The 14,788-nt window shown below is 55.9% G+C and carries 10 protein-coding genes and 2 pseudogenes; 5 read left to right on the forward strand and 7 right to left on the reverse strand.

The annotated features are described in order from the left end of the window. Positions 1 to 128: 128 nt before the first annotated feature. The gene (locus tag IE038_RS02625) at positions 129 to 1,028 is read right to left on the reverse strand and encodes a LysR family transcriptional regulator (protein WP_163935102.1); all 900 of its coding nucleotides are present in this window, start codon (positions 1,026 to 1,028) and stop codon (positions 129 to 131) included. A gap of 102 nt (positions 1,029 to 1,130) precedes the next feature. Between IE038_RS02625 and IE038_RS25160 the strand changes: the two are divergent. The 5 genes and pseudogenes from IE038_RS25160 to IE038_RS02645 all read left to right on the forward strand — a co-directional run. Further along, positions 1,131 to 1,283 (forward strand): annotated as a pseudogene (locus tag IE038_RS25160) (dioxygenase); the annotation flags it as partial. Positions 1,284 to 1,301: 18 nt separating this feature from the next. Continuing rightward, entirely contained in the window at positions 1,302 to 1,976 is a 675-nt protein-coding gene (locus tag IE038_RS02630; RefSeq protein ID WP_163935105.1) for an alpha/beta hydrolase, read from the forward strand. A gap of 343 nt (positions 1,977 to 2,319) precedes the next feature. Then, positions 2,320 to 2,709: a cupin domain-containing protein gene (locus IE038_RS02635; protein WP_229775591.1), complete on the forward strand. Its 390-nt coding sequence runs from the start codon at positions 2,320 to 2,322 to the stop codon at positions 2,707 to 2,709. Positions 2,710 to 2,941: 232 nt separating this feature from the next. After that, positions 2,942 to 3,169 carry a helix-turn-helix domain-containing protein gene (locus IE038_RS02640; RefSeq protein ID WP_163935111.1) on the forward strand — a complete coding sequence of 76 codons (228 nt, stop codon included), beginning with the start codon at positions 2,942 to 2,944 and terminating at the stop codon, positions 3,167 to 3,169. After that, positions 3,166 to 4,419, forward strand: a complete 1,254-nt coding sequence (locus IE038_RS02645; RefSeq protein WP_189395070.1) for a HipA domain-containing protein — start codon at positions 3,166 to 3,168, stop codon at positions 4,417 to 4,419. Before IE038_RS02640 ends, IE038_RS02645 begins: the two co-directional genes overlap by 4 nt. Positions 4,420 to 4,548: 129 nt before the next feature. Here the strand turns inward: IE038_RS02645 and IE038_RS02650 are convergent, their stop codons facing one another. The 6 genes and pseudogenes from IE038_RS02650 to tssM all read right to left on the reverse strand — a co-directional run bounded on the left by IE038_RS02650 (position 4,549) and on the right by tssM (position 14,742). Continuing rightward, positions 4,549 to 6,753 carry an OsmC domain/YcaO domain-containing protein gene (locus IE038_RS02650; protein ID WP_189395071.1) on the reverse strand — a complete coding sequence of 735 codons (2,205 nt, stop codon included), beginning with the start codon at positions 6,751 to 6,753 and terminating at the stop codon, positions 4,549 to 4,551. 223 nt (positions 6,754 to 6,976) lie between these two features. Beyond that, positions 6,977 to 9,217, reverse strand: a complete 2,241-nt coding sequence (locus tag IE038_RS02655; RefSeq protein ID WP_189395072.1) for a TonB-dependent siderophore receptor — start codon at positions 9,215 to 9,217, stop codon at positions 6,977 to 6,979. A gap of 337 nt (positions 9,218 to 9,554) precedes the next feature. Beyond that, positions 9,555 to 9,749 (reverse strand): annotated as a pseudogene (locus IE038_RS02660) (transposase); the annotation flags it as partial. 119 nt (positions 9,750 to 9,868) lie between these two features. After that, positions 9,869 to 10,453: an IQM protein middle domain-containing protein gene (locus IE038_RS02665; RefSeq protein ID WP_189395073.1), complete on the reverse strand. Its 585-nt coding sequence runs from the start codon at positions 10,451 to 10,453 to the stop codon at positions 9,869 to 9,871. A 352-nt stretch (positions 10,454 to 10,805) separates the two neighbouring features. Next, complete coding sequence (locus IE038_RS02670; protein WP_189395074.1) at positions 10,806 to 11,351, reverse strand: hypothetical protein; 546 nt, start codon at positions 11,349 to 11,351, stop codon at positions 10,806 to 10,808. Between the two features lie 109 nt (positions 11,352 to 11,460). Then, on the reverse strand, positions 11,461 to 14,742 hold the full coding sequence (tssM, locus tag IE038_RS02675; protein WP_189395075.1) for a type VI secretion system membrane subunit TssM: 3,282 nt from the start codon (positions 14,740 to 14,742) through the stop codon (positions 11,461 to 11,463). Positions 14,743 to 14,788: the final 46 nt, after the last annotated feature.

Genomic DNA, 14,788 nt, shown 5'->3' on the forward strand with positions numbered 1-14,788 from the left:
GAGGGATCTATATGCACAGACGCAGCGTCATCTTACCCCGGCCTCACTGCCAGCGCTCAACCCCCATCACCCGTTCATCGACGACGTATCGCACCTGTCTGGTCAATGACCCGTTGCTGGACGGCATTTCAAATTGCCCACGAGGGTGAATCAAACCGCTCGCCCAAGAAGCTGATCAACGCTCGGACTTTTGCAGCCAGGTGCTTACGTGTTGGGTAGACCGCGTAGATGCCTAACTCGATAGATCGGTAAGCCGGCAAAATCTCGACCAAACGGCCTGTCCGGATATCATCGGCGACCATAAAACTCGGCTGCAGTGAAATTCCGCCTCCGCTGAGGGTAATGCTGCGGCAGGTGTCACCGTTATTGCACCGAACCGTAGACTGTGTTCTTACCGTTTCTTGCCCATTAGGTCCATCGAACGTCCAGTCGCTCCCGCTTGCGAAATTGGTGTAAGCCACCACACCGTGTTGTGTCAGGTCCTGAAGTGTTTCGATGGGCGCATGAGCATCCAGGTAGGAAGGCGCAGCACAGAGACACATGCGAGTGCTGGACAACCGTCGCCCAACCAAGGAAGAGCTTTCCATCCGTGCGATGCGGATAGCCACGTCGAATCCCTCTTCTACCAGGTCTACGATCCTGTCATTAAGGCTGATGTCCAACTGTACCTGTGGGTAGGCCCTCATGAAATCTGCCCATATTGGCGCAAGGTGCAAGACGCCAAAACTCACCGGGGCATTGATTCTGAGCAATCCAGTTGCTTCCGGCGCTGTTGACGACACGGCTTCTTCAGCCTCATGCATCAACACCAGAACATCCTTGGCCTGCTCATAGAACTGCCGGCCAGCGTCGGTCAGGGAAAGCCGCCGTGTCGTGCGATGCAGTAACCGCGCGCCCAACCGCTCCTCTAACGCGCTCACATAACGAGAAATCGCGGCTTTGGACATTTCCAGAGGTTCAGCGGCGCCTATGAAGTTTCCCTTCTCAACCACGGTGCAGAACACCTGCATCTCGAGAGCGCGATCCATGACTGTCTCACTTACTGGAACTGTAAGTCGCATTTGAGCTTATTTATCTCAGATCGACAATCTTTAAACTGAACTCATCGAGGCGCAAACCCACACAGCGCTGAGCATTTCCTTCCGCTGCTGATCGCATTGGGAGCCGCTGGTGAGCGTTACGAAACACGTGTATTGGAAGGTGGAATCACGTATGGGGTGCTGGCAATGGACCGCTGCCTGCTTGACACGGATGAGGGAGCCCTCTCCGCCAACCGTCACTGAATAAAGGCAACAACTTCAATGAAAAATCTAAACAGTTTCACAGGCGCCCTACGCCAGCAGGAAACCGGCATCGTCTTTCGCAGTCGTGATCAATCCTCACCGCCCAGGGCTCGTGTGCTCCTGCTCCATGGCGTGGGCGCTAACGAAGAAAATCTGGCAAGCGTGGCGGCAACGCTCCCAGAGGCGCTTGAGGTACTGTTGCTCCGCGGCCCCATTCAGGTTGGTCCCCAAGGTTACGCGTGGTATCAGGTCAACTTCACCAGCAATGGGCCCGCATTCAGCTTTGAGCAAGCGGACAACAGCCGTCAATTGCTATGCCAGTTCATTCAAGCGCTTCCACCACTGCCAACAGTGGTCGCGGGTTTCAGCCAAGGTGGAATCATGAGTTCAAGCGTTGGGGTAACAGAGCCGGAATTGGTGAAAGGCTTTGCCATCCTGAGCGGGCGGATGCTGAGGGAGCTAGCGCCTCACATTGCGCCGCGCGAACGATTCAAAGACATTTCAGCGTTTATTGCCCATGGTCGACGAGATGGCGTCTTGCCGATCGACTGGGCAAAAGAAGCAGATGCCTGGTTAGACAGCATCGGCGTCCCACATCAGACGCATTACTACGACATGGCCCATGAAATTGCACCCGCTGAGCTCGATGATTTCTCTCAATGGCTGAGCAACACATTGCAACTTTCCAACTAAATAATGTTCACGTCGGATGGTGGCGCTCTTGGGTGATGGCGCCTCTGCCGTTAAACCCTCCCCACGCTAACGCCCCCTCCGAGGCGCTGGACGTCAAGTCCAAGGCGTCCTCATATACAGATTGCTCGAATAGCGCGGAGCTATGCGCATATCCTGTACCTCTACCCTAACCGCTATGAACGTGCGATGAGCATACCCTCGCGGTGAAACCTCCCCCCTCGATGCCTACCCTTGACCGGTGACCTAAAAAATGAACGGCACTGCAGAGCCCGCTCCTATCAATGCAACCGATGCCCCGACGCGCATTCGCCCTAGCCATTACCCGGAACCATTCGCCGCGCTCATGACTGGACGCACGAAACGGCCATTGGGTGATCTATTCAACATCAAGAATTTTGGCGTGAACCTGATCCACCTGCCCCCTGGGAGCGTCTCGGCGCTACACCATGCCCACTCGCGACAGGATGAATTCATATATGTCGTAGAAGGTCACCCAACCCTGTTTCGCGGAAACGACATCTTTGAGCTTGCTCCGGGGATGGTCGTTGGCTTTCCCAGCGCAGGGCTTGCACACCACCTGGAGAATCGATCAGGCGTCGACTGCGTCATCCTTGAAGTCGGCGACCGTAGCGCTGGGGACAGCGTGACCTACCCCTCTGACGATTTACAGGCCGTTGCGGGGCCTGACGGGAACTGGCAGTTCCAGCATAAAGATGGCAAACCGTACGAGTGACCCATCGCGATCCCCGGGTTTGCATGGCACGGAAACTAATCCATGGCTTCGTTTATTGAGGCTCAGCGCAGCAGCCGTAAAAATCGAAGCTATGATTTAGTTTTAACCAAATGTCCTGCTTAACCCATAAAAACGAAAGCAAGACTTAGTTTTCCTTGACTTCATGGGGTTCGGTCACATAATCGAAGTCATAGCTTCGTTTTCACTGACCGCCAGACAGGTTGACCACTCCATGAGCGCGCTCGTACAGATCCATACCCCCGACGACTTGGGGAAGGCGGTACGCAAGGTTCGAAAGGCCCAAGGCATCACTCAGTCAGATCTGGCATTGATCGCTGGGAAAAGCCACGTCCTGCTGAGAGATATAGAAAAGGGAAAAGGCACGGTCTCTCTCGCAAGCGTGCTGCTCGTGATGCAGGAACTGGGCATCCGGCTCTACATGGATATACCCGGAAAATGAGAACACTTGAGGTTGTAATCAATGCGACTCACGTCGCGACCTTGAGCGATAACGCGGGCATCTGGAGCCTGGAATACAGCCCGGAATGGATATCCAGCGCCGATGGTTACGACTTGTCGCCCGCGTTGGCAAGAGCAAAGGGCCTTATCGTTGATGGCTCTTCAGAACGCCCTGTTCAGTGGTTTTTCGACAACTTGCTCCCAGAGGAACAGGCGCGCTCATTACTGGCCAGCGATGCAAAAATCGAATTTGCAGATGCCTTTGGCCTGCTTGGCTATTACGGGGCAGAGTCCGCCGGTGCGGTTACGTTGCTTCATGACCCTCACCTGCCTCCGGATGGTGGGCTGAGGCCTCTCCCCGATGCCGAGCTGAGCGAAAGGATTCGGAATTTGCCACGTGTCGCGCTGACCACCGGGGCTCCTAAGCGCATGTCGCTGGCCGGCGCACAGCACAAGCTTCCCGTTGTGCTGGAAAATGGACGTCTGTTTGAACCGATAGGCAGTACGCCCTCAACCCATATCCTCAAGCCTGACCACTCGCAGCGCGATCTGTACGACGCAACTGCCGTCAACGAGTGGTTTGTAATGACGATTGCCAAGGAAGTAAAACTGGGTGTCCCGGCCGTGTACATGCGTCGTGTGCCTGAGTCGGTGTACCTGATTGAGCGGTTTGACCGCCAACGGGTAAACAATCGGCTGATGCGGGAGCATGTGTTGGACGCCTGCCAGATCCTGGGGTTGGACAAGAGCTTCAAGTATCAGCAAGCGACCGCTGAAACGTTGCGGAAAATCCTTGATCTTGTGCGTAACGTTGCGCAGACGCGGATACAGTTGTTCAAGTGGTTGGTGTTCAACATCCTGGTTGGCAACAATGACGCCCACCTGAAGAATCTCTCATTTTTCGTGCGCGCTGATGCGTACTACCTGGCCCCTCACTATGACCTCTTGTGCACCGCGATCTATGGCGAGTCTGCAGCACCTTGGCTAGAGGCAGAGCTGGTCTGGAAACCAGAGGGTATTCGTACCCATGCGGAAGTCACCAAGGCCAGTGTGATCAGCCTGGGTGAAGCCATTGGTCTGAACAAAGCGATCGGAACCAAGATTATCAATGAGCTGACCGAGGGGGTGAGCAACGCTGCCAGTAACATCCTGGATGAGTATGCACCGACAATGAATGCCGGCGAGAGCAGGCTTGTCAGGCGAATCGTTCATGGTGTGATAGCTGACATGACAAGGAGGCTGAGGGATTGATCAGCGCTCGAGGGTGGCTGTACTGCCACCCCCTCCCTCTGAACTGACACTGCGTGCTCGTTGGCTGGCGCCCGTTACCCCAAAGCCCCCATGGTGCTTTGGGGTTCAAGCGGCTTTGGGGTTAGCCGGCTAAAGGGATGCAGCCACGGCATTGGCCCGTGCCATGTGCAGCTTTTTGTAGCTCTCGATGAGCCGCAGGTGCCTATCGAGGCCCTCCAGTTTCATGCTCGTCGGCGTTAAACCGAAGAAGCGTACGCTACCGTCCACTGAGCCCAGCACTGCGTCCATACGCGGGTTGCCAAACATCCGGCGGAAATTGACCTCGTAATCGTCCAGTTCCAGCTCGTCATCCAGCAGCACCTCCAGCACCACATTCAAGGCCTGGTAAAACAACCCGCGCTCGACGGTGTTGTCGTTGTACTGCAGGAACGCTTCCACCAGCTCTTTCGTTTCCTCGAACCGCTGCAAAGCGAGATAAATCAGTAACTTCAATTCGAGAATCGTTAACTGACCCCACGCCGTATTGTCGTCAAACTCAATGCCGATCAATGTGGTTATGTCGGTGTAATCATCGAGCTCACTGTCTTCCAAACGCTCGACCAGGGCCTCCAGGCCTGCTTCATCCAGACGATGAATGTTCAGGATATCGGCACGGAAGAACAGGGCCTTGTTGGTGTTGTCCCAGATCAAGTCCTCCACGGGATAAATTTCCGAATAATCCGGTACCAGAATACGGCAGGCGGTGGCACCTAAATGCTCATAGGTTGCCATGTACACTTCTTTGCCCATGTCCTCGAGAATGCCGAACAACGTCGCGGCTTCATCGGCATTGGCGTTTTCACCCTGGCTCGAAAAATCCCACTCAACAAACTCGAAATCAGCTTTGGCACTGAAAAAGCGCCACGACACCACGCCGCTGGAATCGATGAAGTGCTCAACAAAGTTATTCGGCTCAGTCACCGCATTACTTTCGAAGGTGGGTTGAGGCAAATCGTTCAGGCCTTCAAAACTGCGGCCCTGCAGCAGCTCCGTAAGGCTGCGTTCCAACGCCACCTCAAGGCTTGGATGCGCGCCGAACGAAGCGAAGACGCCACCCGTGCGCGGGTTCATCAAGGTCACGCACATCACTGGGAACTGTCCACCCAGCGAGGCATCTTTTACCAGCACCGGAAAGCCCTGCTCTTCCAGCCCCTGGATACCGGCCAGAATGCCTGGGTATTTTGCCAGCACCTCGTCCGGCACATCAGGCAGTGCGATTTCACCTTCCAGAATTTCGCGTTTTACCGCGCGCTCGAAGATTTCCGACAGGCATTGCACCTGCGCCTCGGCCAGCGTATTACCGGCACTCATGCCGTTGCTGAGGAACAGGTTTTCGACCAGGTTGGACGGAAAATACACCACTTCGCCATCGGACTGGCGAACATAGGGCAGCGAACAGATGCCACGCTCTACATTACCGGAGTTGGTATCGTACAAGTGTGAGCCACGCAACTCGCCTTCGGGGTTGTAAACCTGCAGGCAGTACTCGTCGAGAATGCCCACTGGCAACGCATCTTTACGGCCAGGCTTGAACCAACGCTCGTTCGGGTAATGCACAAACGGCGCATTGGCGATGTCCTCACCCCAAAACTGATCGTTGTAGAAGAAGTTGCAATTGAGCCGCTCGATGAATTCACCCAACGCCGACGCCAATGCACCTTCTTTGGTCGCGCCCTTGCCATTGGTAAAGCACATGGGCGACTGCGCATCGCGAATATGCAGCGACCACACATTGGGAACGATATTACGCCACGAGGCAATTTCAATCTTCATGCCCAAGTCGGCCAAAATGCCTGACATGTTGGCGATGGTTTGCTCCAGCGGCAGGTCCTTGCCAGCAATATAAGTGCTTGTGTCTGAACCCGAATTCAGCATCAGCAACGCCTGAGCGTCGGCATCCAGGTTATCGACCTCTTCAATCACAAACTCAGGCCCCGTTTGCACTACCTTCTTCACCGTGCAACGGTCAATCGAGCGCAAAATGCCCTGACGGTCTTTTTCGGAGATATCGGCTGGCAACTCGACCTGGATCTTGAAAATCTGGTTATAGCGGTCTTCCGGGTCAACAATATTGTTCTGCGACAGGCGGATGTTTTCAGTGGGGATATTGCGTGTATTGCAATACACCTTCACAAAATAAGCCGCACACAACGCCGATGAAGCCAGAAAGTAATCGAACGGACCCGGTGCCGACCCGTCGCCCTTATAGCGAATCGGCTGATCTGCCACCACGGTGAAGTCATCAAACTTGGCTTCAAGCCGAAGATTGTCGAGAAAGTTGACCTTGATTTCCATGCGGGATTACCAGAATAACGAGCAAATAAAGTGGTCGCCATTATCCGGTTTTTCAGCGGGAAGTCTTGTGCTTTCAGCAATGGCTGACCAGCAGTAGATCAGCTTGCTGGACGTCCCGAGCCGGATGAGCCAGGGACTTGAGCGTGCCTGTCGTCCCCTCGCCGGATCGTTGCCCACATGGGTGGCAAGCGACGATTGTGGGGGCGAAGACGGCTGCAGACGCTTACCAGTTGTAGGACACAGAGGTGGAGAGCATGCGCGGGTAACCGTAGTTGCAGCGGAACTCGGTGCCTTGGCAGGTGGCATAGTTGTTGTCGAGCAGGTTCTTGGCGTTCAACTGCAAACGCCAGTTTTCCAGGTCGTAATGCACCATGGCGTCCACCAGGGCATAGGCCGGAATATCCAGCTTGTTGGCGTCGTCGCCATAGCTGGAGCCGACATAGCGCACGCCCGCACCAAAGCCCAGGCCTTTGATATCGCCGTTCCTGAAAGTGTAATCCGCCCAGACCGAGGCCATTTTCTCCGGCACGTTGTACGGCCGGTTGCCTTCAACGTTGGTGTCCTTGGTGATCTCGACCTTGTTGTAGGTCAGGCTGGTAATCACGTTGAACGATTCGGTGATGCTGGCAAGGGCTTCCAGCTCGACGCCGCGAGACTGGACCTCACCAATCTGGACCTGCCGCTGGCCGCTCGGGTCAGTTGGATCGGGGGTCGGAACGTCCTTCTTGCGCACGTCGAACAACGACAGCGTCACCGAGCTGTTGGAGCCCTTGGGCTGGTACTTGATACCCAGCTCATGTTGCTCGCCCGTGGTCGGCTTCATGAGGTCGGTGGTCAGGCCCACGTTGGGTGCAAATGATTGGGAATAGCTGTAGTAAGGCGCCAGACCGTTATCAGCCAGATACACAACGCCCGCACGGTAGGTTGCCTTGCGGTCGTTGCGCTGATGGGTACCCGCTGCGTTGCTCGCGGTCGCGTAGGCACCGGTACCGCCTTCGCTGTCCTGGTTCACGCGCGCCCAGTCAACCCGGCCGCTCAAGGTAAAGGCAAACTTGTCTACCTTGAAATGATCCTGGGTGTAGATACCCAACTGGCGCACCTTGCTGACCACGTCGTTGGAGGTCGCCAGGTCGCTCGGTGTCCACTTGCCATAGACGGGGTCATAGAAATTGAAAGGCTTCGGATCACCGCCCGGGCTGCCCTGGTTGAAGATGTCGTAGGTGGTGTACTGCAGGTCACCGCCCATTGTAACGTTGTGCTCGACAGGGCCGGTGTTGAAATTCGCATGGACCTGGTTGTCCAGTGCCCAGCCGGTGACCGTGGTCTTGGAAGTCAACGCACCACGGTAACCCTGGGCAAAGTCGCCGGGCGCCAAGTCTGCCGTTGGTGCCGGGTTGTAATAGCCCAGGCCGTAAATGGACTTGTAGTCCAGGGACAAATGGCGGTAGCGGAAATTCTGCTTGAAGCTCCAGACATCATTGAACACATGATCGAAGGCGTAACCGATGCTTTCCTGATCGCGATCGAAGTGGTCGAAGTCCGGCTCGCCAGCGAACAGGTCGCTGTCGTAACGCCCCAACGGGTTGGATTTGACCGTGCCCTGGTAGGGCAGATACTGGAACACCGACCCCAGGCGCTCGTGCTGGACCTGAGCGAGGACCGTCAGCGAAGTGTTGTCGTCGATATTCCAGGTCAGCGCCGGGGCAATGAACCAGCTCTCTTCGTCCACATGATCGATCTGCGTGGAGCCGTCCTTTATCTGCGCAGTCAGACGCCCCAGGAACCGGCCCTCGTCATCCAGCTTGCCGCCGATGTCGAACGCACCGACTTTCTTGTCGTAGCTGCCGTACTCGGCCCGGATCTCGCGGATGGGCGCCTCGGTCGGACGCTTGCTGACCTGGTTGACCAGACCGCCCGGCGAACTTTGACCAAACAGCACGGAGCTGGGGCCACGCACCACTTCAACACGTTCAAGGCTGTAAGGGTCGACACGCCACATGCCATAGTTACGGTTCAGCAGGTTCAAGCCATCGAGAAACAGGCCATCGTTGGACTGGTCGAAACCACGGATGTAGATATAGTCGTTGCGGTTATCGGCACCGAACGGCTCGGCGTTTACCCCTGCGGTGTAACGCAGGGCTTCGCTGAGGTTTTGTGCATTCTGTGCATTCATCTGCTTGCGCGTGACCACCGTAACCGACTGCGGGTTTTCGATCAGCGGCACGTTGCTCTTGGTGATGCCCTGCGCTTGAGTGGCGACATAACCGGTGTCTTCCACGGCCTTGGCCTCCACTGCCGAAGGCGCCAACTCGACATACGTCCCGGAACCGGTATCGGCTGCGTTCTGTGCGTAAGCCCCCTCCATCGGCAACAGCGAGCTCAACGCCGTCACAGCCCCCAGCCCTAGCCACTGTGACGAGAATGCACCCGCACCGAGTTTCCCTGCACTAAACCCCAATTTCATGACGCGCCCCGCTCCCTGTAAACGTTGCTGACCATCCTTTGTTGCGAATGGTTTACATTTGCAAGACTAGCAGGAAGCACTATCACCACGCAAACCTGTAGGAAGGATCCGAAACGAAAACGCTATCCAGGGGGGCAGCCCTGGCCCTTCGGGTGGCAATGCTGAGCCATCGGGGCCAGTGGCGACATGGGGCAGACAGAAACGGTCGAGTTGACGAGGACCTACGTCAAGGGGGCGACCAGGCACCTTGCGCAGCGCGAAACCACGCAAGGTTATGGGTTGTCGGCTTTGGCGATTTCAACCAGGCGCTAAAAATGATCGTTTCACGCCTCGCTTTTTAGGCTCTATACAAAAAGAGATGTCGCAGACACCGCATGGAACAAGCCAACGAAACCATGGTGGCGTAACTTTTCGCGAGTTTGTCAAAGCGCGTCACGATCCGGCGGTTCTCTTTCAGCCAGCCAAACAAGCGCTCGATAATGTGGCGCTGTCGGTACTTGGGCCGGTCAAACAGCCTCGGCAAGCCAGGTTTGGTACATTTCGGGATCTCGTTTACCGTCCTTGTCCTTCGTCGCATCAACCTCCGTGCCTTGGCGCAACATCAATCCAAGATTACTCAGAACTACCCACAAGAATGGAGGCGTTTAAAATCTATGAGCTCATATATTTTTTCACATAGGATGCTACATCTCTTTTTACCCGACGAGCTTTATTTTCACTCGTCCAGAATGGCAAGAACTGTAAAACCAAGACATCATTCTGTCTTAGGTAGTTTTCGGTATAAGTCAAGTGATTTATGCTTGGCTGAAAATGTCCAGACGAACCTGATAGCACCTGCACAACGCCATTTGTAGCAACAATTGTTCCTGCGGATATTGGCCAAGATTTCCCCAGTAGCGATGAATGCTTGATTCCATCTGGATCATCACTTGTCTCCACGCCAAACATATCACCACTTTGATCTTGTATAAACTTAAATCTACCATCTTCCCTTGTTGTCAGCGGAAAACCTTTATAGTAAAGCCTTCCATTTATTATGGTAATACGGTACTGATCTCTTACGGCCGTAAGATTCATAAATTTACGATTTTTATTCTGAAGCATGTCCTCTAAAGCTTCTTGTTTTACCATTCTGAGTGGAGATAACTCAGATAGAGGGATTGCGATTCTGCCTGTTGAATCCGATCGATAGAGATCCGCACCTAACGCTCCTCGCCTGCTTTGTAGTCTATTCAAAACAAATACCCCTTTCTCACTTAACAGCCGATCGAAATCTTGCAAATATATAGTTGTTTTTAGTTCGCCACTTCTATACAGACCTACTCATCTCCGATCTCATTCATCCGACATCGGACAAGAAGTCGTACAACAGTGCCATACCCAAGCAATACGCACCCTTAAAATCAAACACAAACTGGCGTGCTTTAGGTGATATCACATCACGAAAATGCCTATCCGGACTCCTTTAAAAACACAATTCACAAACACTCAGTTCCATCTGACGCATTCGGAGATCACTCAACTACTTGCACAGCATTTAATTAAGCACAATTGCGCACACTCACTTCGCAACATTTATTTAAAATCACTAGCTATAACGCGTACCAGGAAAATTTTTATTGATCGATCCGCGCACAATTTTTAGCTTTCCATCGTTACTACCACCTACAATTGTCTTGAATCCAAAACTATAAAGCAGCGCTCCTGTTGGCGCAGCCAACCAAGCATAGCGAATACCAAAGACATCCAAGGTATCTTGTGTACGTTTCAACCAAGGCCCTTTACCAACATGGCAGGACTGAAACTTAATCACACCGACTTCACGCAGGCCGTACTCATGCAGCTTCCTGAATAAATCAGCACAAGAAATCTCAGCAAGCCCATTCTGTTCATTCCCATGACTAATAATATCAAGCCGGTCATTCAACGTCATGTCAGCCAGAAAATTTTTAGGGCACTCATTTAACGAGTAAAGATCCATGGTTTTCTTAGGGTCGTAATGTTTTGACAAGTAACGATGTTCCAACCCCTTATAGGGATATGCAAGAACCGTCTTTATTTTCCCATGCCCCCACCGCCCCTCATTCCACAACTTTACATGTGCATATGCATCCACTAGCGCATTTCTGATCATAAACCCACCATACCTATACAATTACAAATTAACTTTCACAAACACACCACCTCAATAAAAAATTATTGAGTATTCCTTAAATATAAGAGCCTGCCTCTCTCACCAGAGATCAGACTTTTATCGACTCGACCACCGTTTCAACAACCGCACAATCAAACCGCCTCATCCCCTGACTATCAAACGGCGCACCCACCCGACTAACGCGCACCTGCACGTGCACTTCGTTTCCTTCGAAATCAAATACCAACTGGCGTGTTTCAGGATCTTGGGTAGGCATTTGCCGCGCCTGGTCGATCAGGCGAAACCAGGCCCAGGGCCCTGTGCTCTTGCGGATCAGGGTGCGGCCATCGAGCAGCGTCACGGTGGCCCGAATTTCGCTGCCCAGGGCTTTGCCCGGCCATTCGAATAGCGCCGAACCCAACGGCCCGTGGCTGTAGTTCAACCGCGTACCGTCGTAGTCCAGGGAGAAACTGGCGATGCGCTCGCTCATCAGCAGTGGGCTGAGTTCGTAGGTCACCTGTGCCTGGGGCTGGCCGTTCGGAAAAAAGCTGTTGCGCAACTGGCTGGCGTGCTCCAGGGAGGCTAGCAGCGGTGCGCTGATGCGGCCCAGCGAGGCACCCTCGCTCAAGCGCCAGGGGCGTGAGTGGGTATCCAGTTGGCCGTCCAGGTGCTGGTCCATAAAACGTTGCAGCACGCCGTCAGCGGCAAACAGCCGATTGAAGTCCTCCAGCGCTACCTGGGTGTCCGCATCACCGTCGAACGGGTAACGGCCGCTCAACGCCCGCTCACAAAACGGGGAAACCTCACTGGCCCATGAGTGCTCAAGAACATGCCGGGTCTGTTGTTGCACGTGTTGCTGCCCGACCTCGACCACGTCCAGCAGCACGGGCTGTACCAGCAAGGGGAGTTGCTCGACCTCCTCCCTCAGCCGTTGCAAGGCATCCGTGGCGTCAATCGGTAGGCCCTGGCGGGCGCCACGCTGGCTGGCATCAATGAACAAGGCGGTGTCCTTCAAGGCACTCAGCAATTGTTCGGAAGTGCTGGCCGGTGCGGCTGCCGTCAGCCATTGATGCAGGGGCTTGAAATGTTGAGTCACCGGGTGGACGGGTGGCGCAAGTGCGGGAGTGGGCGGCGTCAGCCCGACACGCTGCTGTACCTGCTCGCCTTTCTGTACGGCGAGCTCCAGCAAGCCTTGTGACGGCAGCAAGGACGACAGCTGTGTATGCCGCGCCGCACCGCGCAACAGTTCCAGCAGCGGCGAGTCGGCTTGTGCCACGTGCAGCAGCCTGCGGGGCAAATGCTCTGTCTGGTCCAGGCCGGCGATCTGCAAGTCGTCGAAAAACGCCTCCCACTGCTCGATGTAGGCCTGATGGTAGAGGGCGAGCACCTCGTCCTTGATCGGCTTGATCGCCAGCACGTCAGCCTGCCCCATCAGCCGCCGCTCCTGAACCAGCTCAACGGCCAGCAATGGTTCAATCAGCGTGCTGAACCGCCGATGCCCTTCCACGGTGTACAACCCAGGCACCCCGCGTGTTTGGGACTCGCCGCTGCGTTTGGTGAACAGCAGCAAGCCGCCTGCGCCCAGTACAGAGGCGATGCTGAATTCGCGCAGCGTGCGCTCATCCAGTCGCTCAAGCAGCTGCCGGTACAAGCGCTGAGCCACAGGCTCGGCCGCCAACTGGTTACGCGCCTGTTCGATGAGCGCCGGGTCCAGCGGCAGGGGCGCGGACTGCGCCAGGCGCTTGAACAACGGCTGCAGATGCTCATCCAACTGCTGACGTTGCGGTTCGTTCAGGCCGACCCCGGTGCGAGACGCATTGGCATACCATTCGCCCAGCGCTTGCGCATCAAAGCGCCCTTCACCGCCGAGCATCAGGTACAGCGACAGGCTCTGGCGCAACGCTGCTTCGCTGAGGGTTTGAGCACTCCGCAGGCTGTCCTGTAACCGGTGCAGCAGGTCGACCAGTACCCGCTGCTCGAGGGCTTTGGCATAGGCCTGTGCAGCATGCTGCTGCAGGTGCCGACCGGTCGTCCAGGGCAGCCAGCCTCGGTCGAGCATTCGGGCAATATGGGCCAACCGATCAAGATGCCGCAACGAACTGCCATCCAGTACCGTCGTGCTCGCTTGGCTCGACGCCTGCTGCAATGCCGCAATCTGTTGATCGACGTATTCCAGGCGGCGGGTCTGATCGCGGTGCATGCTGAGTAACAGCACGCCGATCATCAGGCTAAACGCCGGGACCAGGTAGTGCGCACGCGGCCTGCACCAGGCCAACGCCAGGCGCATTGGCGTGCGCAGCCGACCCGGCCGCCGGCAGGTGTGCAAGGCCCGCAACAAGACCGGGGCTGGCGATTCGACCGTGGCCGGTTGGGCGCTGAAGCGCACAGACTGCAAGGCCACTTGGGCAATGCCACGCTCCTGCGCCAGGGCCGTTTCCAGAACCGTCTGCAAACTGATGGACAGGGCGCGCCACATGGGCGTAAAGCCGAACAGCATGGAACGCACCTGAACATCCGGCTCGCGCTGAAGGCGCTCAAGTTCACTGCTGTCCAGTTCGGCGATCAGGCCCCTCATACGCTGGCCGAGGGTCGCGAGCAGTTCCCGGTTGCGCAGTGCCGGCGGAAACTCAAGGCTCAGTTCGCGCTGGTCTGCCGCCAGCCATGCCAGCGACTCAGTGTATCCAGGCAACTGCTCGCAGCCACTCATAATGATTTGCACCGGCAGCGCGTGACCAAAGCGGCTGGCCAGCTCTTCAAGGCGCGCACGGAGTATCAGGGCCAACTGATCGCGTTCGGCAGCCCTCGCCTTCTGCAACTGTACGGCTGGCAGTACCAGTACAATGCCTCGTGGCAGTCGGCCGCAAACCGCTGCCTGTTTGAGCTCATCGAGCAACAGGCGCCACAGCTTCGCCTGCTCGGCTTGCGCCTGATTCACCAGGCTGCCGTTGATATCGAACAGTGCAAAACCGCTGACTGTGGTGCAGCGCAGGTCCTCATCGGCATTGCCGGTCAGGCCAAGCAGCGGCCCCTTGTCGAGCCCTGCCGGCCCAACCAGAAAGAATCCCGGCAACGTGCCGCCGGCCCGCTGAAACCAGGCATGCAGACGTTCACGCAACGCCCGTTCGCGCTCCGAGCAGGTATCGACCGGTGCGGTGTCCAACGATGGCGTAGGGTCGACCTCCTTTGCGCGCCGACGCCAACGCAACCTCAGCACCAGCGCTACAAGGGCCAGCCCGATGCACAGCAGCAGACGCGCCCACACGCTGGCCAGGGGCACGTAACCGTCCACGGCGAGGCGCTGGCCATGCATCAGGACCAGATACATCACACAGACAAGGCCCAGCAGCGCCGGAGCGGCTCGCAGCAAGTATTTCAAGGCGCGCAGTAGCATGGCAGCAACATCCGCAAGTAAAAAGGTGTAGGGAAGTACCGTCTCG

This window comes from Pseudomonas laurentiana (genome assembly GCF_014648275.1).
In the GTDB taxonomy this organism is placed as follows: domain Bacteria; phylum Pseudomonadota; class Gammaproteobacteria; order Pseudomonadales; family Pseudomonadaceae; genus Aquipseudomonas; species Aquipseudomonas laurentiana.